General features: G+C 65.2%; 22 protein-coding genes. 11 read left to right on the plus strand and 11 right to left on the minus strand.

The genetic code is table 11. The features are described 5' to 3' along the window. Positions 1-17: 17 nt before the first annotated feature. Positions 18-506, plus strand: a complete 489-nt coding sequence (locus KZO24_RS07305) for a MarR family winged helix-turn-helix transcriptional regulator (RefSeq protein ID WP_271183458.1) — start codon at positions 18-20, stop codon at positions 504-506. A gap of 113 nt (positions 507-619) precedes the next feature. On the opposite strand, the gene KZO24_RS07310 is transcribed toward KZO24_RS07305, so the two are convergent. Beyond that, positions 620-931 (minus strand): hypothetical protein, encoded by a 312-nt coding sequence (locus KZO24_RS07310; RefSeq protein ID WP_271183459.1) that lies wholly within the window; start codon positions 929-931, stop codon positions 620-622. 322 nt (positions 932-1253) lie between these two features. Here KZO24_RS07310 and KZO24_RS07315 point away from each other — a divergent pair, with 322 nt between their 5' ends. The 7 genes from KZO24_RS07315 to KZO24_RS07345 are packed head-to-tail and all read left to right on the plus strand — an operon-like array spanning position 1254 to position 6979. Beyond that, entirely contained in the window at positions 1254-2483 is a 1230-nt protein-coding gene (locus KZO24_RS07315; protein WP_271183460.1) for a CaiB/BaiF CoA transferase family protein, read from the plus strand. A 60-nt stretch (positions 2484-2543) separates the two neighbouring features. Next, on the plus strand, positions 2544-2702 hold the full coding sequence (locus KZO24_RS07320) for a hypothetical protein (RefSeq protein ID WP_486487044.1): 159 nt from the start codon (positions 2544-2546) through the stop codon (positions 2700-2702). Further along, a complete protein-coding gene (locus KZO24_RS07325; protein ID WP_379525543.1) occupies positions 2702-2833 on the plus strand; it encodes a hypothetical protein in 132 nt (43 codons plus the stop codon). The genes KZO24_RS07320 and KZO24_RS07325 overlap by 1 nt, the downstream gene beginning before the upstream one ends. 23 nt (positions 2834-2856) lie before the next feature. Beyond that, positions 2857-4371 carry a class I adenylate-forming enzyme family protein gene (locus tag KZO24_RS07330; protein ID WP_271183462.1) on the plus strand — a complete coding sequence of 505 codons (1515 nt, stop codon included), beginning with the start codon at positions 2857-2859 and terminating at the stop codon, positions 4369-4371. A gap of 60 nt (positions 4372-4431) precedes the next feature. Beyond that, entirely contained in the window at positions 4432-5367 is a 936-nt protein-coding gene (locus KZO24_RS07335; RefSeq protein ID WP_486487045.1) for a CoA transferase, read from the plus strand. Then, positions 5340-5558, plus strand: coding sequence for a hypothetical protein (locus KZO24_RS07340; RefSeq protein ID WP_486487046.1), 219 nt, complete (start codon positions 5340-5342; stop codon positions 5556-5558). The genes KZO24_RS07335 and KZO24_RS07340 overlap by 28 nt, the downstream gene beginning before the upstream one ends. After that, a complete protein-coding gene (locus KZO24_RS07345; protein WP_271183464.1) occupies positions 5552-6979 on the plus strand; it encodes an amidohydrolase family protein in 1428 nt (475 codons plus the stop codon). The genes KZO24_RS07340 and KZO24_RS07345 overlap by 7 nt, the downstream gene beginning before the upstream one ends. Here the strand turns inward: KZO24_RS07345 and KZO24_RS07350 are convergent. Then, on the minus strand, positions 6914-7867 hold the full coding sequence (locus tag KZO24_RS07350) for an enoyl-CoA hydratase/isomerase family protein (RefSeq protein WP_486487047.1): 954 nt from the start codon (positions 7865-7867) through the stop codon (positions 6914-6916). The genes KZO24_RS07345 and KZO24_RS07350 overlap by 66 nt on opposite strands. 321 nt (positions 7868-8188) lie before the next feature. Here KZO24_RS07350 and KZO24_RS07355 point away from each other — a divergent pair, with 321 nt between their 5' ends. Next, positions 8189-9001: a helix-turn-helix domain-containing protein gene (locus KZO24_RS07355; RefSeq protein ID WP_271183466.1), complete on the plus strand. Its 813-nt coding sequence runs from the start codon at positions 8189-8191 to the stop codon at positions 8999-9001. A gap of 139 nt (positions 9002-9140) precedes the next feature. Here KZO24_RS07355 and KZO24_RS07360 read toward each other — a convergent pair whose 3' ends face one another. Further along, positions 9141-10481, minus strand: coding sequence for an amidohydrolase family protein (locus KZO24_RS07360; protein ID WP_271183467.1), 1341 nt, complete (start codon positions 10479-10481; stop codon positions 9141-9143). 240 nt (positions 10482-10721) lie between these two features. Here KZO24_RS07360 and KZO24_RS07365 point away from each other — a divergent pair, with 240 nt between their 5' ends. Together KZO24_RS07365 and KZO24_RS07370 are read left to right on the plus strand one after the other, a co-directional pair. Then, positions 10722-12908 (plus strand): acyl-CoA dehydrogenase family protein, encoded by a 2187-nt coding sequence (locus KZO24_RS07365; RefSeq protein WP_486487048.1) that lies wholly within the window; start codon positions 10722-10724, stop codon positions 12906-12908. A gap of 11 nt (positions 12909-12919) precedes the next feature. Further along, a complete protein-coding gene (locus KZO24_RS07370) occupies positions 12920-13741 on the plus strand; it encodes an enoyl-CoA hydratase/isomerase family protein (RefSeq protein ID WP_271183469.1) in 822 nt (273 codons plus the stop codon). Positions 13742-13770: 29 nt separating this feature from the next. Here KZO24_RS07370 and KZO24_RS07375 read toward each other — a convergent pair whose 3' ends face one another. From KZO24_RS07375 to KZO24_RS07410, 8 genes are all read right to left on the minus strand, one after another. After that, a complete protein-coding gene (locus KZO24_RS07375; RefSeq protein ID WP_486487049.1) occupies positions 13771-14262 on the minus strand; it encodes a hypothetical protein in 492 nt (163 codons plus the stop codon). Continuing rightward, the gene (locus KZO24_RS07380; protein ID WP_486487050.1) at positions 14259-14492 is read right to left on the minus strand and encodes a hypothetical protein; all 234 of its coding nucleotides are present in this window, start codon (positions 14490-14492) and stop codon (positions 14259-14261) included. The genes KZO24_RS07375 and KZO24_RS07380 overlap by 4 nt, the downstream gene beginning before the upstream one ends. 18 nt (positions 14493-14510) lie before the next feature. Beyond that, complete coding sequence (locus KZO24_RS07385; RefSeq protein ID WP_271183471.1) at positions 14511-15992, minus strand: aldehyde dehydrogenase family protein; 1482 nt, start codon at positions 15990-15992, stop codon at positions 14511-14513. Between the two features lie 35 nt (positions 15993-16027). Next, entirely contained in the window at positions 16028-16765 is a 738-nt protein-coding gene (locus KZO24_RS07390) for an SDR family oxidoreductase (RefSeq protein ID WP_271183472.1), read from the minus strand. Between the two features lie 127 nt (positions 16766-16892). Further along, entirely contained in the window at positions 16893-17312 is a 420-nt protein-coding gene (locus KZO24_RS07395; RefSeq protein ID WP_271183473.1) for a nuclear transport factor 2 family protein, read from the minus strand. Between the two features lie 3 nt (positions 17313-17315). Next, positions 17316-19019 (minus strand): class I adenylate-forming enzyme family protein, encoded by a 1704-nt coding sequence (locus KZO24_RS07400; RefSeq protein WP_486487051.1) that lies wholly within the window; start codon positions 19017-19019, stop codon positions 17316-17318. A gap of 55 nt (positions 19020-19074) precedes the next feature. Further along, positions 19075-20058 (minus strand): acrylyl-CoA reductase (NADPH), encoded by a 984-nt coding sequence (acuI, locus tag KZO24_RS07405; RefSeq protein WP_271183475.1) that lies wholly within the window; start codon positions 20056-20058, stop codon positions 19075-19077. 207 nt (positions 20059-20265) lie between these two features. Then, positions 20266-20934 carry a TetR/AcrR family transcriptional regulator gene (locus KZO24_RS07410; RefSeq protein ID WP_271183476.1) on the minus strand — a complete coding sequence of 223 codons (669 nt, stop codon included), beginning with the start codon at positions 20932-20934 and terminating at the stop codon, positions 20266-20268. Between the last annotated feature and the right edge of the window lie 53 nt (positions 20935-20987).

A 20987-nucleotide genomic window follows, 5' to 3' on the forward strand; every position in this document is an offset into this window, starting at 1 on the left:
AGTACAAGGAGCACCTAGTGGCGACCGAAGCCGACGAAAAGCCGATGGGAACGATCAGCAACCCCTTCAACATGCGCGACGAGAGCCCTACGCGGCAGGTCGGGCTGCGCATGACCATCGTGTCGCGGCTCCAACGCAACAATTTCGACCGCAAGGTCGCCGCGCTCAACGTGACGCGCTCGCAGTGGGCGATGATTGCGATCGTGGCGCGCTATCCCGGCTCGACGCAACGGACCGTCGCGGAATACCTGGAGATGTCGGAAGCATCCGCCGGTCGCCTGATCGACCGCCTCTGCGCCGAGGGGTTGCTGGAACGTCGCGACCGCCGCGACGACCGCCGCGCCCGCGCCGTCTACCTGACGGAACAGGCGCAACCGCTCCTCGAGAAGCTCGGTACCATCGCCACCGAGAGCGAGCAGAAGATGTTTGCCGGATTCTCCGAGGAAGAGGTCGATACGCTCCTCGATTTCATGACGCGCATCTACGAGAACGTCAGCCGGGGCTGAGGGCCTTTCGCCACCCTGCTTCGTCGAGCAAGCGGAGCTACCTGCCACCCATCCCAAAAAGAGGGCGACGCCATCCGGCGCCGCCCTCTTCTTCTTGAGAGTATCGCGAAAACTTACTTCGCGGCAGCAAGTTCCTTCTTCGACATCGAAGTAGTCACCTTGCCGCTGTTGTCACTGAGGCTGGAGGCCGGAACAGTCACGAGACGACCATTGAGGATGACCTGCGGGTTGCCATCGGCGGTAACGCGATAGATCGGGGCAATGCGGTAGCCATCGGCGGCATAGAGCATCTTGCCGGCGTTGACCGAGACGGCGCCTGCAGCGGCTTCCTCGGTGGCTTCGCGGACCTGGGTGGTCTCGGCGAAGGCGACGGCAGGCACCGAAGCGATGGTGGCGATAGCGACGAGGGTGGCGAACTTCTTCATGGCGTTTCTCCGAAAACTGCGAACCTGAACGGTCGGACTTATTTACTTACTAAGCTGGGTTAGTATTTTTTGAACACCCGGTCAATTGCGAAATTCGCATCTTAAAAAGCGCTTTGAGCAACATCATCGCCTCTGCGGCATTCTCCACTGCCCTGCTTGCGGGCCCGTCCGAAACCCTTGGAAAGCGGGCGCTTGCAGGCATGATCGTCGGCACGATGGGCCACCCGGTTGATCCCTCCCGGCTTTACGCGCACACCGGGACCACAGGCGAAACGGCGGAAAACCCGGGCGCCAGACAGAAAATCACGGGGATTGGCAGCAGATGTCGACAAAGGTCATGCAGGGCGTCCGCGTCCTCGAAGTGGCGCAGTTCACCTTCACGCCCGCAGCGGGTGGCGTCCTTGCCGACTGGGGCGCGGACGTTATCAAGATCGAGCATCCCGTGCGCGGTGACACCCAGCGCGGCTTCCTCAACATGGGCGGTGTCACGCTCGACCCGCTGCGCCACACGCTGTTCGAACACCCCAATCGCGGGAAGCGCAGCGTCGGCATCGACCTGTCCACGCCCGAGGGCCAGGAAGTGCTCTACGAACTGGCGAAGCAATGCGACGTGTTCCTGACCAACTACCTCCCGCAGGTGCGCCAGAAGAACAAGTTCGACGTCGAGCACATCCGCGCGGTCAATCCCAACATCATCTACGCGCGCGGCTCGGCGCTCGGCAACAAGGGGCCGGAGCGTGAGGTCGGCGGCTTCGACGGCACCTGCTTCTGGTCGCGCAGCGGCATCGCCTATTCGATGACGCCCGAGGAACTACCCGGACCGATCTCTCAGGGCATCCCGGCGTTCGGCGATTCGATCGGCGGCATGTTCATCGCCGGCGGAATCTCCGCCGCGCTGTTCCACCGTGAGAAGACCGGCGAGGCGGTCGAACTGGACGTCTCGCTGCTGAGCACCGCTGCCTGGGCTTCGGGCGCGGTGATCGCACAGGTGGCCGAGACCGGCGTGCTGACGCGCAACCCGATGCCCGGCACCGGCGGCGCGGCGCGCAACCCGTTCATGGGCAATTATCAGACGAGCGACAATGGCACGATCAACTTGTGCACGATCTCGCCCACCGGCCACATCCGCAGCCTGTTCGAGCACCTCGGCGTGCCTGAAGCGGCCGACGATCCGCGTTTCTCCGAACCGCGCGCGCTGTTCGAGAATGCAGGCGCCGCCAGCGACATCCTCATCAAAGCCTTCGGTGCGCAGCCCTTCGAATATTGGCGCCAGCACCTCAAGACGTTTTCGGGCCAGTGGGCGCCGATCCAGAGCTTCCATGAGCTGCTGACCGACGAGCAGGCCCTTGCCAACGACATGATCATCGAGGTGGAAGGCGCTGACGGCGGGGCCCCGCTCAAGCTGGTGCGCGGCCCCGTGCAGTGGAACGGGGAGGCGGTGGAAACCACTCGTTCGCCGCAGGCCTCGGAGCACACCGAGATCGTGCTCATGGAAATGGGCGTCGAGTGGGACCGGATCGAGGAATGGAAGGCCAAGGGCGCGATCGCCTGAGCCGTGACTGCCTGCACCACGGCCCGAGCATACGATACACAAGAGAACAAGGAAGCCGAGATGAAGCCTGGAACCCGCCTGAAAAGCGCCGCTTGCGACACCGAAGTCATGGTGATCCGCGCGGCCGAAGGCCAGATCGAATGCGGCGGCGCGCCGATGGGTGAGGCCAAGCCCGCCGAGGCAGCCCCCTCGCCGCCGACTTCTCGGCCGGCACATTGATGGGCAAGCGCTATGTCGATGCCGCCGGCCAGTACGAACTGCTCTGCGTGAAGCCCGGCAAGGGCTCACTCTCTGTCGATGGGCAGGCGCTCGTCGTCAAGGACGCCAAGCCGCTCCCAGCCTCGGACTGACACGCAAGGTAACCGGCGCTCCGATGAACATCGCTCTCCTTCTCGAAATGGCGGCCGAGGCCGCACCCGACCGCGTAGGCCTCGTCTGCGACGGCAAGCGCTGGACTTATGGCGACCTCCTAGCCGCCGCGCGCGGCGCTTTCTCGATCATTCAGAATAGCGGCGCCGAATATGTCGCGCTCCTCGACGAGAGCAGCGAAGCGGCGGTGATCGCGGTCTTCGGCGCGGCGTTAGCCGGAGTGCCCTACTGCCCGCTCAATTACCGCCTGCCCGACGCCGACCTCGCCGCGCTGCTGGGGCGCATCGCCCCGGCCCTCGTCATCGGCGACGAGGAGCGCGTTACGCGCATAGCAGGGGGTCAGGGCCATACGATCCTTTCGCGCGAGGAATTCACCCTTAAAGCGCAGGAAACCGTCCCTGCCGACGATGCACGCGAGTACGATCCGGGTGAGGGCGTGGCGATCCAGCTGTTCACCAGCGGCACCACGGCAGCGCCCAAGGCGGCAATCCTGCGCCATTCCAACCTGCTGGGCTATATCCTGGGCACCGTCGAGTTCGCCAGTGCCGACGAGGCCGACGCCGCGCTGGTGGTCGTGCCGCCCTATCACATCGCGGGAATCTCGGCGCTGCTGTCCTCGATATATGCCCAGCGCAAGATCGTCATGCTGCCCGCATTCTCGCCCGAGGGCTGGCTGGGCCTCGTCGAGGCGGAGGCGATCACCAACGCCTTCGTCGTGCCGACCATGCTGGCCCGCATCGTCGATGCCATGGACAAAAAGGCTGCGGATGGAGGCGCGGTCGTCCGGACCGCATCCTTGCGCGCCATCGCCTACGGCGGCGGCAAGATGCCGCTGGAGGTCATCCACAAGGCTCTCGAACGTTTCCCGGCAGCGGGTTTCACCAACGCCTATGGCCTGACCGAGACCAGTTCCACCATCGCCCTGCTTGGCCCCGACGATCACCGCGAGGCGCTCGCCTCCGAAGATCCGAAAGTCCGCGCCCGCCTGACCTCGCTCGGCAAGCCGATCCCGACGGTCGAGATCGAAATCCGCAGCGAGAGCGGCGAAGTCCTGCCACTCGGCGAGGCTGGCGAGATCTACGTGCGCGGCGAGCAGGTCTCCGGTGAGTACAAGGAAAAGAGCGCGCTCGATGCAGAAGGCTGGTTCCCCACGCGCGACGCCGGCTACATGGACGAGGACGGCTACCTGTTCCTTTCCGGCCGCGCCGACGACGTGATCGTGCGTGGCGGCGAGAACATGTCGCCGGGCGAGATCGAGGACGTGCTGCTCACGCACCCCGCCATCGCCGATGCCTGCGCTTGCGCGATCCCCTCGGTCGAATGGGGAGAGGCGGTAGGCATTGCCATCGTCACGCGCGACGGGTTCGAGGCTCCAGCCGAAACCGAACTGAAGGACCTCGTCCGTTCGCGCCTGCGCTCCTCGCGCGTGCCGGAGAAAGTCGCCTTCTTGGCAGAGCTTCCCTACAACGAGATGGGCAAGCTGCTGCGCCGTAAGGTAAAGGAAGTCCTTGCCGGCTGACCGCACTCCCCCGCTCCTGCGATCCCGCTCGCGCGGTGGGCAGACCGGCAGTTGCAGGCCATGACGACTTGGCATGGGCTGCCCAGGCTCGATGGTGCCACATTGATGGGCGAACGCGGGGCGAACGGCGGCTACACGATCACGGGCACCACCTCGGCCGGGCTAGGCGGCAGCAGGCTCATGCCTGCGCGTGACGGCGAATGGTTTGCGCTCACCCTGATCCGCGAGGTGGACCGCGAGCTGTTACCCGCGCTGTTCGGCGATGCTGCGATCGATACGGGCGACTGGGAGGCGATTGCTGCAGCCGTGCTGCGCCATGACGCCAGGGACCTCGTGCAGACCGGGCGCACGCTCGGTCTACCCGTCGCCCGTGTCGATGAAACTCCGGCATCGCCCGCAATCGACGTCATGCTGCGCGGCGAACGCCGCGACAGGCCGGAAGGGCATCGGCCACTAGTCGTAGATCTCTCCGCGATCTGGGCCGGGCCACTGTCGGGCCACCTGTTCTGGCAGGCAGGCATGGAAGTTCTGAAAGTCGAGAGCCTCACCCGCCCGGACCTGATCCGTCGTGACGATCCGGAGACCTTCGACCGGATCAACCAAGGCAAGGCCAGCCTCCTCGTCGACTTTACCGACGATGCGCAGAAGGTGGCCCTCATGGCGCTGATCCGGCGGGCAGACATCGTGATCGAAGCCTCGCGACCGCGCGCATTGCGGCATCTCGGCATTGATGCGGGAGCCTTGATGCGCGAAACGCCGGGGCTGGTCTGGCTCTCCATCACGGGTCACGGAGCGAGCGGAGATCCCGCCGACTGGGTGGGCATCGGCAACGACTGCGGCGTGGCGGGCGGCCTTACCCGCGCAATGGCCGATGCGGGTGGCGGCATCGGCTACGTGGGCGATGCCATTGCCGACCCCTCACCGGCATCGTCGCCGCGCGCGAAGGGCTTTCCGCCTTGCGCAGCGGCGTGGCCCAGCAAATCGGCCTGTCGATGAGCGCGATCTGCGCCATGGCACTCGCCGAGGAACGGGCGCATGATCGCGCGATGATCGACGCCGAACTATGTGCATGGGGACAGGCGATCGGCGCCCCTTTCCCCACAGTGAGCCCGCGCGCACTGACCGCACCCGTGCGACCCATCGGCGCCGACACGGCGCATTATCTGAACGCTTTCGCACGATGCTGATCCGGAATGCCGAGATATGGGGCACCGGGCCCGGCGACGTGAGGATCGAAGGCCCGCGTATCGCATCGATCGGCACCCTGCTTCCCCGCTCCGATGAGCAGGTCATCGACGCACGAGGCGGATTGCTGCTGCCGGGCCTGCACGATCACCACATCCATCTTGCAGCGCTTGCCGCGCAGCAATCCTCGATTTCCTGCGGACAACCCGATGTCCTGACTTCGGCACAATTGGCGCGGGCCCTCCAGGCGCCCGGCACAGGATGGCTGCGCGGCGTCGGCTTCCATGAAAGCGTCCTCGACGGCGTGTTGCCCGATGCGGCGATGCTGGACCGCATGGTTGCCGATCGTCCGCTGCGCATGCAGCATCGCACCGGGCGAATGTGGTTGCTCAACTCGCGCGCGCTGGAGGAACTGCTTGCGATCGCGGACGCGCCGCCAGGGCTGGAAAGGGCCGGCGGACGCTTTACCGGCCGTCTGTTCGAAGAGGACGCATGGCTCAGCCGCACGCTCGGAGGGTCGCTTCCCGATTTCGCGCAGACCAGTGCCCGGCTTGCCCGCTGCGGCGTGACCGGCATAACCGACATGTCGCCGCGCAACGATCCCGGCGTCGCTAGGCATTTCGCGCAGCAACGCAGTGACGGGCGCCTCCTGCAGTCGTCGATGATCGCGGGCAGCCTTGCGCTGGGGGAACATCTGCCGCCCGGATGCACTCTCGGCCCGCTCAAGCTGCATCTCCACGAGAACGCCTTGCCCGACTTCGACGAGGCTGTCGCTCTTGTGCGTTCCGGACATGCCCAGAACCGCGCGGTCGCAGTTCATTGCGTGACCGAGGTGGAATTGGTCTTCGCACTCGCCGTGCTCGAAGTGGCCGGCAGCGTCCGCGGCGACCGGATCGAACATGTGTCCGTAGCCTCTCCCGATCTCGTCTCCCGCATGCGCGACCTCGGCCTGTCAGCCTGTGTCCAGCCCCATTTCATTGCCGAGCGTGGCGACCGCTATCTGGCAGACGTCGATCCGAGGCACCACGCAGACCTTTATCGCCTGCGCAGCCTGGCCGCCGCAAGCCTGCCCCTCGCCGGAGGGAGCGACGCACCTTATGGCGAAGCCGATCCATGGAAATCCATGACCGCCGCCGTCAACCGCCGCGCCCCGAGCGGGGCAGTGATCGGTGCCGATGAAGGATTGACGCCGGAGGAGGCGCTGGCGCTCTATCTAACGGAACCGGCCGACTTCTCACGCCAACGCGCCATTGCGGTCGGCGCAATGGCCGACTTGTGCCTTATGGACCGCCCATGGTCCGAAGTTCGCGCCTGCCTCAACAAAAGCGACGTAAGAATGGTGATCGCAGGCGGAAACCTAGTCCACCAGCGCATCGACCAGTCCCCACTCGAGCGCCTTTTGCGCGCTGATGCGTCGGCCTGACAGCACCATCAGGGCGGTCCGCTGACGCCCGATACGGCGAGTGAGCGAGACGCAACCTCCGGCGCCGGGAATGATTCCCATCGCCAGTTCCGGCAGTTGAAACCACGAGCGACGCGTTGCCGTGATACGCGATGCGAACGCGGCCAGTTCGAGTCCCGACCCCACGCAGGCACCGTCGATCTCGGCCACAAAGCGATCGGCGCAGCGCAGCGCCTCGTTGGCGGGCAACGTGCGACGCCGGATGGCATGCGCCATCGCCAGGTCGAGCGTCGTGCCGAACTCGTCAAGGTCAGCGCCGAGGCTGAAGCAGCGCCCCGTCCCCTGCAACGTGACCGAGGTGATCGTGGTGTCGAGGTTCGCAAGCGCGAAGGCCTCGTGCAGCGCATCACGCATCGGCCGGTCGATCGCATTGCCCGCATCCGGACGGTCGAGCGTCACCGTCACGGCATCACCTTCGCGAGTCAGCAGGACGGCACCGGGCGCTCGTCCGTCCGCCGCCCGCACTCGCCCCGCCTGCCATTTGCAGTGCTCGCTGCTCCCCTGCAGCGTGGCATAGGCCAGCGACTCGGCCACAAGGCCATCTTCCAGACTCAGCGAAGGCAGCAGGCGCAGCAGTTGCACCAGAGTCGCCGCAGCGATCGGGCGGGCTTCGACCGCTCTGCGGATTTGTCTCGCATCAAAGCCATCCTCGACGAAAGTATCCAACTTTGCAAAGGCATCGTGCCACTTTCCCTTCGCGATCACCGGCCAAGGCGGCAGGCCCAGATGGTGGAAATCAGGCGAAAAGCTATCGCTATCGATGAAGGTTATCGGCTCGACCAGCACGAATCCGCCAGAGACAAAATCAGTCGCAGGAACGGTCAAACCGTATATTCCCCGGCTCTCCATATGACTCCTTGCTGATTTCCGTTCGTCCCGTACAGGCATGAACCGCCCTGATTGAATTGACCAGCCCCTCCACCGACCGACACAGTTTACCGGCCTTTTCCGCGCCATCAGCTCGGCTCGACCGGCGGAAAACCGCGCTCGTCTCTCTTTCAACGTTCGTATACAAAAAGGACGCTTGATGAACAGCGTTGTTGATGCTAACCAAAGTCAGCAAAAAACGAGAATGACTCAGTTATCTGGGATTACGACTCGGGGATTGAGGCAAGCTCGACGCTAACGATCGAGTTCATCAACCACGCGAGAGGGAAGGAGAGAGACCTCATGGCTGGCAAGGCAACGTCATCGAACAAGGCAAAGATCGCACGCCGGGTGATCGAGGTACTGGAGTACTTCGACGACGCGCACCGCGAAGCGACCGTCATGGATATCGTGCGCCGGTATAACCGGCCTCAGTCGAGTACCTCGGAACTGCTTTCGAGCCTCGTCGAGCTGGGTCTGCTGCACAAGGATCCCTACTCACGCGCCTACAGCCTTACCCCTCGCGCGGCGCTGATCGGCACTTCCGGCCAGCCCGAGCTGGTGCGTGACGGCCGCATCGTGCGCCTGATGGACCGCCTCGTCGCGCAGACCGGGCTTTCGGTGGCGTTGCACTCGATGGTCGGTCTCGACGCGCAGATCGTGAACTGGCGCCATGGGCCGCGCGCGCCCGCTGCCACCCGCGAACTGGCTGGCGGCGTCAAGGAGCCTCTGGCACGCAACGCGCCGGGCTGGCTGATGCTGTCCACCGTCACCCGCCAGCGCTGCGAAGGCATGGTGCGCCGCCTCAACGCCGAAGCGGCGGAGCAGGACAAGTTCGCCTTCTCGGAAATGATGGCCCGCATCGACGCCTGCCGCGATCCGCGCCACCTGTTCGGACCGGCCGGCTTCTCCACGGGCGCCGATGCGCTCAGCGGCCTCGTCCCGCGCCAGCCAGAGGGGCACCCGCTGGTCGTCAGCATCGTTTACGGCAAGGATGACAAGGTGAACCCGGAAGCGTTGTTCCAGTGCCTGAGCGACGCCATGCGCGCGTGCCTGCCCGATCCCGTGGCCCATCACCCGCAGTCCAGCGTGGAGCAGTTCTCGCACGCTGCCTGAATTCACACTTCCCAACGGGAAAGGGCCTCGCGAGCACGTCTCGCGGGGCCTTTTCTTTTGTTTGCCATCCATCGTCCCGAATTTTCTCCAGGACGATGCCTCCCTTCACGCTTGTCGTTTGCTCACATTTGTCGTTTGCTTACGCCTCCTGTCCGGCCATGCGGCCGAGACGATCGGTGTCCTCGTGGCGCCTGAACATCTTCATGATGTCGCCCGATGTGACCGGCCGCACTTCGCCTTGCTCCAGCGGACGCTCGCCGAGCGAGGACTTCGGGCTTGTATCCACGCCTTGTGCCGCTGCCCTGGCCCGCAGAGCGCCGACGGTCAGGTCTGCTTTGGCGTGATGCTTGAACGGATCGAAGCGGAACCAGCGCATGGCATTTCCGTGCGTGATCTTGTCGATCTGCACGTTGGTCAGGTGATTTATCGTCGGCCAAAGCCTCTCCGGCACCTCGGGCCAGAGCGTGTCCGAGTGCGGATAATCGCATTCGTAAGCAATGTTGTCCTCGCCGATGAAACCGATGTTCTGCAGGCCAAAAGCATCGTCGATGAAGCAGTTCAGGAAATGACGCCGGAACATCTCGCTGGGCTTCAGGTCCTGGAAACGCGAATGCGTCCAGTACTTGTGGCGCGAGTTGGAGAAATCGGCCCGCTCGGTGAAGTAGGGCACCCAGCCGATCGAGCCTTCCGACAGCGCGATGCGCATGTCCGGATACTCGTGCAGTGCCTCCAGTTGCAGCCAGTCCGACGCCGCATAGGCAATCGTCATCGGCATCGTCGAAATCCATGCCTCAATCGGTGTCTCCATAGATGCATGCGGCGCCGGATTGCCGCCGCCGATGTGGATGCAGATCGTCATGTCGAGATCGGCGATCGCCTTGTAGAACGGCTTCCAGTATTCGTTGTGGATGCTCGGCAGGCCCTGGCAGGTCGGGTTCTCGCTGATCGAGACGGTGTGGCAGCCCTTGGCGCTCACGCGCTTCAGTTCGGCGATCGTGGCGTCCATGTTCCAGGTCGGCAGAATAGCGCAGGGTATGAAGCGCCCGGGATGCGCGCCGCACCATTCGTCGATGTGCCAATCGTTGTAGGCGCTGACGTGCTTCACCGCCAGATCGCGGTCGGGCACCCGGTGCAGGCGCCCTCCGGCGAAGTCAAACACCGAGCCGAAGTTGAGCGAGGCCGCAACGCCGTTGACGTCCATGTCCTTCACGCGCTCGTCCACCATGTAGACCCCTTCGCGAAGCTGGTCGAGCGAGGTCGGCTCCATGCCGTATTCCTCGAAGGGCCGCCCCACCACGGCATTGAGCGCAACCGAAGCGAAGCTTTGTCCCTGATAGACCCAGACGTCCTTGCCGTTCTCGTCCTTGACCATCTTCGGCGCGGATTCGAGGAGTGCGCCGGACAAGTGGTTCCGGAACATGTCGGGCGGTTCGCTGATGTGGTCATCGACGCTGATGATGACCATGTCGTTCATTTCCATCTCTCGTCTCCCGTGAGTGCGTTCGCCGGTGCTTCGCCCCGCTTGTCTTATTGCCGTCGAGACTATCGCTCCCACGCCCCGCTAGCCACTCGCGAGCCCGAGCCATCGCTTGTGCGATTGCCCCGTTCCTTGTCATCCGCATCGTGCCCGCGATTGCCGCCGAGGCCGGATTGAACGCCCTTCCAACCTGTGTTCAGGACCAATGGTGAAGGAAAACGATAAGCTCCGGGAAAGCCTGCCATGAACTTCGATCTCACTGACGAACAGGAAATGATGCGCGACACATTCGCGCGCTTTCTCGACGAGCATTCCAGCACCGTGCGCGTTCGCAAGGCACAGGAGACCGATGGCTTCGATGCGGCGCTGTGGAGCGGTCTGGCCGAACTCGGCGCCTTCGCCATGCGCGTGCCGGAGGATGCGGGCGGCATGGACCTGGGCCTGTTCGACGCGGCACTGTTGATGGAGGAGGCCGGGCGCACGCTCGTCTCCGGCCCTCTGGCCGAAACGCTGGTGTCGGCACGCCTGCTCGCTCAGCTTGGTGGCCAGGACGATCTTCTCGAAGCGACGATCGGCGGTGAGTCGGTCGTGACGATCGCCATGCAGGATGCTGCGCAGCATTCGAAGCAGTGGATCGCCGGCGGAGCAGTGGCGAAGGCGGTCGTCGCGCGGCGTGGCCGGGATGTCGTGCTGGTAACACCTGCGGGTGCGAAGGCCGAAGCCAACCTGGCCACCACGCCGATCGCGGAGATCGATCTTGCCGCAGGCGAGACGATCGTGCTCGGCTCCGGCGAGGAGGCGCTAGCCCTCTTCGCCGCCGGGCTGGAGGAGTGGAAGCTCTACATGGCGGTCGCGCTCTCCGGCATCGGCCGGCAGGCGTTGCAGATGGCAGCCGTCTACGCGGGTGAGCGCAAGGCGTTCGGCCAGCTCATCGGCACCTTCCAAGGCATCTCGCATCCCCTCGCCGACCTGCTGTGCGACGTCGATGGCGCCAAGTTCCTTGCCTGGAAGGCGATCCGCGACATCTACGACGGCTCCGACGCGGCCGCCGCCACGATCTCGCTCGCCTACTGGTACGCCTGCGATGCTGCGGCACGATCGGTGGCGCAGGGCCTGCACACTTTCGGCGGCTACGGCTTGTCGAACGAATACGACGTACACCTCTACAACCTGCGCGCAAAGGCATGGCCACTGGTCGCCGGCGACCCCGCACTCGCTCTGGAAGAAGCCGGACGCCGCCTTTATGCCGTAGAGACGGTCGCCCTGCCCGCTTCTGGCGAAGTCCCGCTCGATTTCGATCTCGGCGACGAGGCTCGCCAGGTCTGCGCCGAGATCGCCGAGTTGTTCGCCACCAAGGTTACGCAGGAACAGAAGGCCAGGTTCCACTATTCCTGGGAAGGCTACGTGCCTGAGGTTCACAAGATGCTGGCCGAGCACAACCTGCTGTTCCCCGGCCTGCCCGAGCATCTCTCCGGCCGCAATATCACTCCTTACGCACGCATTGCCGCGATGGGCGAGATGGAGCGGCAGGGCTACAACACGCCGGGTGCCAATGTCGCGGCGATGGTGGCGATGATGATCGACAAGTACGGGTCGGACGAACTCAAGGCCGAGGTCCTGCCCAGGATCGTCGGCGGCGACGTGCTGTGCTCGCTGGGCTATTCGGAGCCCTCGTGCGGCTCGGACGTCTTCGCCGCACAGTGCAAGGCGACGCAACTGGACGACGGCTCCTGGCGCATCGACGGCACCAAGATGTGGACCAGCGGCGCCAACCTTTCGAGCTACGTGCTGATGCTCACGCGTACCAATCCCGACGTGGCGAAGCACAAGGGCCTGACGATGTTCATCGTCCCTCTCAAGACCGAGGGCGTGACGGTGCAGGCCGTCCACACCTTCCAGGACGAGCGCACCAACATCACCTTCTACGACGGCGTGGTGATCCCCGATTCCTGGCGTCTCGGCGAGATCGACGGCGGCACGAAGACGATGAGTGCAGCGCTGGAACTGGAGCACGGCGGCGGCTTCTCCAAGGTCATGAAGGCCATGATCGAGGCGGCCGAGGAAGTGACCCGCGAACTCGGCATCGACGGCGAGGTGCGCACCCAGTGCCGCCTTGCCCGCAGCGTGGCGCACTTGTGGATATCGGACATGCTGACCTACCGCGCGCAGTGGTCCAGCATCGAGAAGAAGCCGAACCATGCCTTCGGGCCCATGTCTAAGATGTACTCCTCCGAGAAGTTCCTCAGCGACAGCCGCGACCTGCTAGACCTGACGGCACCGCTCTCGCTTTCCAAGCGCGAGGGGGCAGTCGCGCTGCTCAACCAGTGTTACCGTCACGCGGCGGGCACGACGATCTACGGCGGCACCAGCGAAGTGCACCGCTCGATGGTCGCCGAACGCGGGCTCGGCCTGCCGCGCACTCGCGGTTGAGGGAGATAACAATGACCGAAGACGCACCGCACCTTCTGACCGAAGAAATCGACGGCATTCTCGTCGCCACGCTCAACCGGCCGGACAAGCTCAACGCCATCAGCCGCGAGATGATGGACCTGCTCACCGAAGCCGTGCTGCGGCTACGCGAACGGGCGGACCTCAAGGTCATGCTGATCCGCTCGGCCGGGCGCTACTTCAGTTCAGGCGCGGACTTGCGTGGCGGCAACCGCAACATCGTGTCCGAAGCCAACGTCGCGGCGAACTCCGCCAGCAAGGTGCGCGAAAACCATCGGCTCAACCTCAACAACATGCAGCAGCTCTGGGACGAGATGGAGCACGTCGAGAAGCCCATCGTCGCGGCGCATCACGCCATGTGCGTGGGTGGCGGGCTGGAGATGAGCCTTTCGTGCGACTTCCGCCTTGCCGCGAAGAGCGCGGCCTATGCCTTCCCGGAAGGATTGTTCGGCGTTCTGCCCGCTTCGGGTGGCGTCTCACGACTGACGCGGATCTGCGGGCCGCACTGGGCGCGCTGGCTGATCATGGCCAACAAACCTGCCAGCGCCGACATGGCCTTCACCATGGGGCTCATCCATCAGGTCTACGAGGACGCGGAGTTCGAGGCGGAGGTGATGGATTTCTGCCGCCACCTGGCGAAGCAGAACGGCGAGCAGATGGGCGCCGCCAAGGTGGCGATCGAACTGTGCGCCGAAGTCGGCCGCGATTCCGCGCGCCATGTCGAGCGCATGGCGAACAGCGCGCTGATGCTGAACCCCGACTACATCGAGGGCATGGAAGCCTACCTCAAGGGCGTTGGCGGCAAGGGCAAGTGAGGTCCGATTCCTCCCCGGTGGGGGAGGATTTATCTGCGCGCATCGCTGATCGCGAATTCCATCAGCCTTGCGCCGGGCACCAGATAACGATCCTCGCTCATTTCCGGCTCGATGCCGACGAGCTTGCGCAGTTCGCGGTCGGTCACCAGTGTCACGGAACGCTCGATGCCGATCATCACCATCGTTGCCATTGAGGTATGGGGTCCGAGACCGACCGGCTCGTCGCTCATCTGCCGCACGAGCAGCGCGATGATAGGACGGCTGCTGCGGATACGATGTGCCATCATGCGCGCATCCTGCTGATCAGCCAGCGCATTGCGCAAGTGCAGCAGCCGTGAATGCCTTGCCCAGAAACCATGGTAGGCGCGCACGAAGGCATAGCAGCGCGCGTAGAGTTCCTCGTCCGCCCAGCGCTCGCGAGCGAGCGAGAGGTAATCGTTCTCCGCCGTCGCCATGACCGGGTCGAGCACCGCCAGCAACAGTTCGGTCATGTCGGTGAAGTAGTTGTAAACCGAGGTCATGCCCAGCGACGCCCCCGCGCTACGCGGGCGAGCGTCACCGGCTCCTCCGAATCCTCGATCAGTTCTATCGCCGCAGCCAGGATGCGCTCACGCGTCACCCTGCCTTTGCGGCCTAGGCGCTGTCCGTTGAGATTGTGGCTGACCGCAGCACAGGCGGTGATCACCGCAGCCGCAAGGGGCTGAGGCAGACCCGCGAAGTGATCGGTCTCTACACTCTCTTCAGGCCCCACCCGTCTAATCATCGCGTCTCAGGCGGCTTCCACTTGCCCGACCGGCCAGGCGAGCAGCTTGACGTCGGTGAATTCCTCGATGCCTTCCAGACCCCATTCGCGGCCCATGCCGCTGGCCTTGAAGCCGCCGAAGGGAATGTCGCCGGCGATGCACATGCCGTTGTTCACGCTCATCGAACCGGTGCGCACCTTGCGCGCAATGTTGATCGCGCGGTCGTGGCTGCCCGAGACGCCGCCCGAAAGGCCGTAGGAACTTTCGTTGGCGATGCGGATGGCATCCTCGTCGTCCTCGTAGGGAATGACGACCAGAACGGGGCCGAAGATCTCTTCCTGAGCGATGCGCATGTCATTGGTAACGTCCACGAAGCATGTCGGCTCCACGAAATATCCGCCGCCCTTGTCCGGACGGATGTTGCCACCCGCAAGCAAGGTCGCGCCTTCCTGCTGGCCTAGGTCGATGTAGCTCTTCACCCGCTCCATCTGCCGCTTCGACACGACGGGGCCCATGATGTGCGCCGGGTTTTCGACGTCTCCCCAGTTGTCGCCGAAGTTGCCGTAGGCGCCCTTGAGGATGGCCTTGGCCTCTTCGTAGCGGCTCTGCGGAACCAGCAGGCGCGAATGGACGGCGCAGCCCTGCCCGGCGTGGAAGACCAGCATGGTCATGCCCACGTCCATCGCGAAGTTGGGCGCATCGTCGAGCACAATCTTGGCCGACTTGCCGCCCAGTTCGAGGAACACCCGCTTCAGCGTCGGCGCGCCCTGCTCCATGATGCGCTTGCCGACGCCGGTGGAACCGGTGAACGAGATCAGGTCGACACGCGGATCGGTAACCAGCATCTCGCCTGCCAGCGCCGCGTCGGCGCCGAACACGACATTGATGACGCCATCCGGGAAGCCTGCCTCGGCTGCCAGCTCACCGAAGATCGCGCCCATGCCCGGAGTATCCGGCGCCGGCTTGAGGATCACCGTGCAACCGGCCAGCAGCGCTGCCACGACCTTGCCGATGTTGACGTAGAGCGGCACGTTCCACGGCGTGATGGCGCCGACGACGCCCACCGCCTCGCGCACGCCGAGGCGCTTGTGGATCATGCCGAAGGCTGGCTTCTCGCCGTAGTCCTTCTCCCACTCGAGCTTGTCGAACACGGCCATGTAATCGTCCCAGCCGTCGATCGCCATGCCGACATGAGCGCGGCCCACGGCGCCCTGCGCCGCGCCGGCCTCATGGATCGCCAGTTGTGCCAGGCGGGGGCGTTCACGCTCGAACAGTTCGCGATACTTCTTGACCAAGGCGACGCGCTTTTCGACGTTGGTGGACCAGTCGGTCTCGTCGAAGGCGCGGCGGGCGGCGGCGATCGCTTCGTTCACGTCGGCGGCAGTGGCGTCAGCCGCCTTGCCGACGGGCTCGCCGGTCCAGGGGCTGATGACGTCGAAAGTAGCGCCTCCGGTGGCATCGCGCAGCTTGCCGTCGATGTAGAGCCGGGCTTCGGGAAGAGTGGTCATGTCATGTCCTTCAAGAGAGGGTCAGGCCCGGATGGTCAGATCTTGCGCGCGCCGATCGAGACGTGGCTGACGCGCACGTCTGGCGGCAGGTCGATCACCGCGCGGAACACGGAAGTGGGCGACGCGGAATGCGAAACCGGCCGCGCGCGCAGGTCCAGCCCGTTCTTCGCGCAGCCCATGTGGAACCGCATGGCGGCATCGCGGTCCCAATTCGGCGAGGACTTGCCGTCATCGTACATCGGCCCGGCGCGCAGCAGGGCGACGCGGATCCCGGATTCCTCCAGTTCCGCCTCCAGCGCGGTTGTGAACATCTCCAGCCCCGCCTTGCTCGACTGGTAGAGCGAGAGCATCACGAACGGCACAGCGACGGACTCGCTGCCCACGTTGATAATCAGGCCGCCGCTCTCCATCATCGGGATCGCCGCACGGCAGCAGTAGATCGGCCCCTTGAGATTGGTGTTCAGAATGCCGTCGATCTGCTCGTCGGTCGCCTCGGCCACGGTGAATGGCTCGTAGATCCCGGCATTGTTGATCAGGACATCGATCTTCGGATGCGCCTCGGCGATCTGCGCGAAGGCGGTGCGTACCGAGCCCGCATCGGCGACGTCGCATTCGATCGCCAGGGCCGGCCCGCCCAGTTCGTCCGCAAGGGCCTGCACCTTGGACAAGGTGCGGCCGAGCAGGATCACGGTTTCACCCTCACTGGCGAAACGCTGCGCCAGAGCCTTGCCGAGGCCTGCTCCGGCACCTGTGATGACGATGGTCTTGCCCACGCTTCCTCCGCTCCCTTCGCCGCCCGCTGCATGAGGGTCGGCTGCTTCGGAGAGTACCATAGCGGCTCGCTCTGGCCCCGCCTATCGCCGGACGACGCGCCCCAGCGATTACATCAGAGCGATGACGTCATGTGGAAGGCCGCGCGACCTCAAGGATCAGCCGCGTCAGCACCTGCTCGGCGATTCTCCACCCTCCGGGCGTGCGCACGCAGATCTCGTGATAGTGGCCATAGCCGGTGAGCGCGAAGTCGCCCTTGATGACCCGGTCCTGCATCGCCCATACTACTTGCGCCCGGTCGCCGAAGATGGCGATCTCGGGCGAATGAATCTGGTGCGCGGTCCGGGCGTTCGCCAGCGCCTCGCTGACCTGCGCGACGAAACGGTCGCGGCCCTGCTCCCGGGTGCCGCCGCTGGCTGTCGTGTCGAGCACGCAGTCCTCGGTGAAAAGCTGTTTCCAGCCCTCCCAGTCCTTCGTGTCGAGCAGGCGGCAATAGGCGGCCTTGAGGTTGCAGAGGGCGAGCCAGTCGGCGAAGTCGGGCTCGCCCACCGCTCAGGCGTCCGCCAGCCGTTCCGCTGCCAGCTTGCGCAGTTCGGCGGTCTTGATCTTGGAGCTGCCGGTAGTCTTGAGATCGTCCTCGGCGACGAAGAGGATGCGGCGGGGCAGCTTGTAGCTGGCCAGCTTCTCCTTCGCGAAATCGCGGATCGCCTCGGGACTGGGGCTGGTTCCCTCGACCGGCACGATGCACGAGACCACGAGTTCGCCTAGCAGTTCGTCGGGCACGCCCACCGTCTGCGAGACCTTCACTTCCGGATGCGCCCGGATGACCTCGTCGATCTCCAGCGGAGAAACATTCGCGCCGCCGGTCTTGATGATGTCGTTGAGGCGGCCTTCCCAGAACAGGCGGCCCTCTGCGTCCACATAGCCCCCGTCTGCAGTGCGCAGGAAACCGTCTCCATCGGTCGAGTCGCCCAGCGGAATGCCGAGGTAGCCTAGCATCACCGTCGCCCCCTTCACCGCGATCTCCCCGCGTTCACCCAGCGGCATGGTGGCGCCGGTGAGCGGATCAACGATCTTGATCGTGGAGCCCGCCGTCGGGATCCCGTGGGACTTGCCCGCGACAGCCTCGGGCGTTCCGGCGGGGAAGACGGTGATGAGCGTGAATGTCTCGGTATTGCCGTAAGCCTGTCCGGGCTCGCGCCAGGTGGTCGATACGGTGGGCTGACGGGCGATCGGCATGTTCGCATCGACGTAGACCAGCGACGACAGGTCGACGTCGCGATAGTTCGGCGCGGCCTCCAGCTGCGGCCACTGATGCGGCCACGCGAGCGCCATGTTGGCCCGCTCCGCCGCCATGAGGTCAAGTGCCTCGGCCGCGTCGAACCAGCGCTGCAATACCAGCGTGCCTCCGCGCGAGAGCGTGCCGCCGAGCGCCGATGCGAAGTTGCCCGACCAGAAGAAGCCGTTCGCCGACCACGTCCGGGCGGGCAGGTCGTCACGGATGGCGTACCACTGCGGCCAGCGCCAGAGCTGCAGGCACACGCCGCGGTGGGCGCTGAGAATACCCTTGGCCTTGCCGGTCGAGCCCGAGGAGAACAGCAGGATGCCGGGGTCCGACGGCGCCACCGCATCGCTCGCCGCAAGGACGAGGTCTTCTGCCACGTTGCGGCCGCGCGCGGCAAAGGCGGCGAAACCCTCGATCATGCCGAAGGCCTCTTCGCTGTCGATCATCGCGGCGTAGCGCAGGAACGGGAACTTGCGCGAAGCGAGCGTGCCGGGCTCGGCGGTCAGGACTTCGGGTTCCAGCCCGGCCAGCATTTGGGCGAAGTCCTTCCTGAGCACCGAGCGCTCCAGCAGCAGCACCGACACGCCCGAGGCCTTGAGCACCACTTCCAGCTCGGCAGGCGTGAAGAACGTGCTGACCGGCGTAGCCACGCAGCCCGCGAGCGCCGCGCCGAAGACGGCGGACAGGAACTCCGGCCGGTTGGTCATCAGCACACCGACGCGCGTGCCTTTCCCCGTCCCCAGCGCGATGAGCGACTTCGCCACCTCCAGCGAGCGGGAGTAGAGATCGTCGTAAGTCCAGCGCACTGCGTCAGCGTCAAGGTGGATCACCGCGGCCTCGCGCGGGCCGTAGCGCGCGGCGATTTCGCGCACGTAGCCGCCCAGCGTGAGCGCGCCTATGCCCTGCTCCTCGCCGAGCGGAATGCCGTGGACCACGGAGAGACCATCCGCCACCTTGACCGAACCCGTCATGCCATCCTCTTCATTATGGTGAAGCGGCGGGCTCGCGGCCCGCCGCCTTTCACGGTCAGGCGTTCACGTCGACGATGAAGCGGCCCTTGACCTCGCCCGACATGAACTTCTTCGCCGCTTCCACCGCGTCGCCGAGGCCGATGGTCTGGCCGATGGTGTCGAGCGCGGCGGGATCGAGATCCTTCGCCAGACGGTCCCATGCCTTCAGACGCTTGGCCTTCGGCGCCATGACGCTGTCGATGCCGAGCAGTGCCACGCCGCGCAGGATGAACGGCATCACCGTCGCCGGAAGGTCCGCACCCTGCGCCAGACCGCAGGCCGCCACCGCGCCGCCGTACTTCGTCTGCGCGCAGGCATTGGCGAGGGTGAAGCTGCCAGCCGTATCGACGACGCCAGCCCAGCGCTCCTTCTGCAGCGGCTTGCCCTTCTCGGCCAGTTCGGCGCGGTCGATGATGGTTTCGGCGCCGAGCGCCTTGAGATAGTCCGCCTCGCCCGGCTTGCCGGTCAGCGCGGCGACCGAATAGCCCAGCTTCTTGAGGATCGCGATGGCGACCGAGCCGACGCCGCCGGTGGCGCCGGTGACGAGCACCTCGCCCTGATCCGGGGTCACGCCGAAATCGACCAGCGCATCGACGCACAGCGCCGCCGTGTAGCCCGCCGTGCCGATCGCCATGGCTTGTGCCGGGGTGAAGGCCGAAGGCAGCGGCACCAGCCAGTCGCCCTTGAGGCGCGCTTTCTGTGCAAGACCGCCCCAGTGGACTTCGCCCACGCCCCAGCCGTTGAGGACGACGGTGTCGCCCGCCTTCCACTCGCCGTGGCTGCTTTCGGTCACAGTGCCGACGAGGTCGATGCCGGGCACCATCGGGAACTTGCGCACGACCGGCGAGGCGCCGGTGATCGCGAGGCCGTCCTTGAAGTTGAGCGTCGAGTAGGCGACGTCGATGGTCACGTCGCCTTCGGGCAACGCGCTTTCGTCGAGCTGCTGCAGGCCGACGGTCTGGCCCTGTTCGGTCTTGTCGATGACGATGGCGGAAAACATCTCTGGCGAACTCCCTCTTCGGCCCGATACGGGGTCGAACTCGCCTGCCGTGCTGACGGGTTCGGACCCCATGCGTCAATGCCGGCGGGACATGGCATCGCGGAGGCGAAATGGAAGTGCGGGGCCGGTAACCCAACCATCCCTTCGCTATGCTCGCAATGACGGCGATAGAGTACCGAGGATAACGGACGAGGAATGATTCCTCTCTCAGTCCCGCTTGGCCCCATCCTCCGCCGCCAGCCGCGCCGCCACTTCGGGAAAGTGCGAGGCGTTCATCGAGCCGTACATCGAGAGGCGCAATATCTCGTGGCTGAAGCGCTTGGTCAGCGCATTGCGCTCCTCCTCGTTCGCGGCATGGGCGCGCGCGAAGATCGGCCAGAAGAACACGCCGGCAAGGTTCATCACCGAGAACACCTCGGCATCGATCCCCGGCATCGCCAGCTTGGTATCGGCAAAGCGCTGCAGCGATCCCGCATACTCGCGCCAGAACGGGTCCTGGCTGGGGTCGGGCGACGCCAGCACCTGCTGCAGCCAGACGCGGCAGATTTCCGGGTTCTCCATGGCGAAATCGCACAGGCGGTCGGTGAGCGCGGCGGTGTCGACTTCCTCGACGCGGCGATCGCCGATCGTCTCGGGATCGCCGAACACGGCGCGGAACAGCTTGTCCGAGACCCACTGGATCGTCGCCTCGATCAGCTTCTCGCGCGTTTCGAAGTGCTGGTAGGCTGTGCCCCGGTTGACGGCCGCCAGATGCGCCACGGCTGAGAGGCTGACCCCCTCAAGCCCGTCCTTTGCCAGCAGGTTGCTGGCCGCCTCGAGGATCGTCTCGCGCGTCGCAATCGGGTCCCTGACCCTGCGCCTGGTCCTCGCTTCCATGTCTGCCCCCGATTACCCGTAAAAGGGGGCGGCTATAGCGGGGGCGTCACTGA

The sequence above is a fragment of the Novosphingobium sp. NFX11 genome, assembly GCF_057376415.1.

Excerpts from the sequence above, each read along its gene's own strand:
- KZO24_RS07320 (WP_486487044.1), top strand. The coding sequence starts at position 2,544 with ATGAAGCCTGGAACCCGCCTGAAAAGCGCCGCTTGCGACACCGAAGTC.
- KZO24_RS07410 (WP_271183476.1), bottom strand. The coding sequence starts at position 20,934 with ATGGAAGCGAGGACCAGGCGCAGGGTCAGGGACCCGATTGCGACGCGC.
- acuI (WP_271183475.1), bottom strand. The coding sequence starts at position 20,058 with ATGTTTTCCGCCATCGTCATCGACAAGACCGAACAGGGCCAGACCGTC.
- KZO24_RS07365 (WP_486487048.1), top strand. The coding sequence starts at position 10,722 with ATGAACTTCGATCTCACTGACGAACAGGAAATGATGCGCGACACATTC.
- KZO24_RS07330 (WP_271183462.1), top strand. The coding sequence starts at position 2,857 with ATGAACATCGCTCTCCTTCTCGAAATGGCGGCCGAGGCCGCACCCGAC.
- KZO24_RS07345 (WP_271183464.1), top strand. The coding sequence starts at position 5,552 with ATGCTGATCCGGAATGCCGAGATATGGGGCACCGGGCCCGGCGACGTG.
- KZO24_RS07400 (WP_486487051.1), bottom strand. The coding sequence starts at position 19,019 with ATGACGGGTTCGGTCAAGGTGGCGGATGGTCTCTCCGTGGTCCACGGC.
- KZO24_RS07360 (WP_271183467.1), bottom strand. The coding sequence starts at position 10,481 with ATGGAAATGAACGACATGGTCATCATCAGCGTCGATGACCACATCAGC.
- KZO24_RS07325 (WP_379525543.1), top strand. The coding sequence starts at position 2,702 with ATGGGCAAGCGCTATGTCGATGCCGCCGGCCAGTACGAACTGCTCTGC.
- KZO24_RS07315 (WP_271183460.1), top strand. The coding sequence starts at position 1,254 with ATGTCGACAAAGGTCATGCAGGGCGTCCGCGTCCTCGAAGTGGCGCAG.
- KZO24_RS07335 (WP_486487045.1), top strand. The coding sequence starts at position 4,432 with ATGACGACTTGGCATGGGCTGCCCAGGCTCGATGGTGCCACATTGATG.
- KZO24_RS07370 (WP_271183469.1), top strand. The coding sequence starts at position 12,920 with ATGACCGAAGACGCACCGCACCTTCTGACCGAAGAAATCGACGGCATT.
- KZO24_RS07350 (WP_486487047.1), bottom strand. The coding sequence starts at position 7,867 with ATGGAGAGCCGGGGAATATACGGTTTGACCGTTCCTGCGACTGATTTT.
- KZO24_RS07375 (WP_486487049.1), bottom strand. The coding sequence starts at position 14,262 with ATGACCTCGGTTTACAACTACTTCACCGACATGACCGAACTGTTGCTG.
- KZO24_RS07310 (WP_271183459.1), bottom strand. The coding sequence starts at position 931 with ATGAAGAAGTTCGCCACCCTCGTCGCTATCGCCACCATCGCTTCGGTG.
- KZO24_RS07385 (WP_271183471.1), bottom strand. The coding sequence starts at position 15,992 with ATGACCACTCTTCCCGAAGCCCGGCTCTACATCGACGGCAAGCTGCGC.
- KZO24_RS07355 (WP_271183466.1), top strand. The coding sequence starts at position 8,189 with ATGGCTGGCAAGGCAACGTCATCGAACAAGGCAAAGATCGCACGCCGG.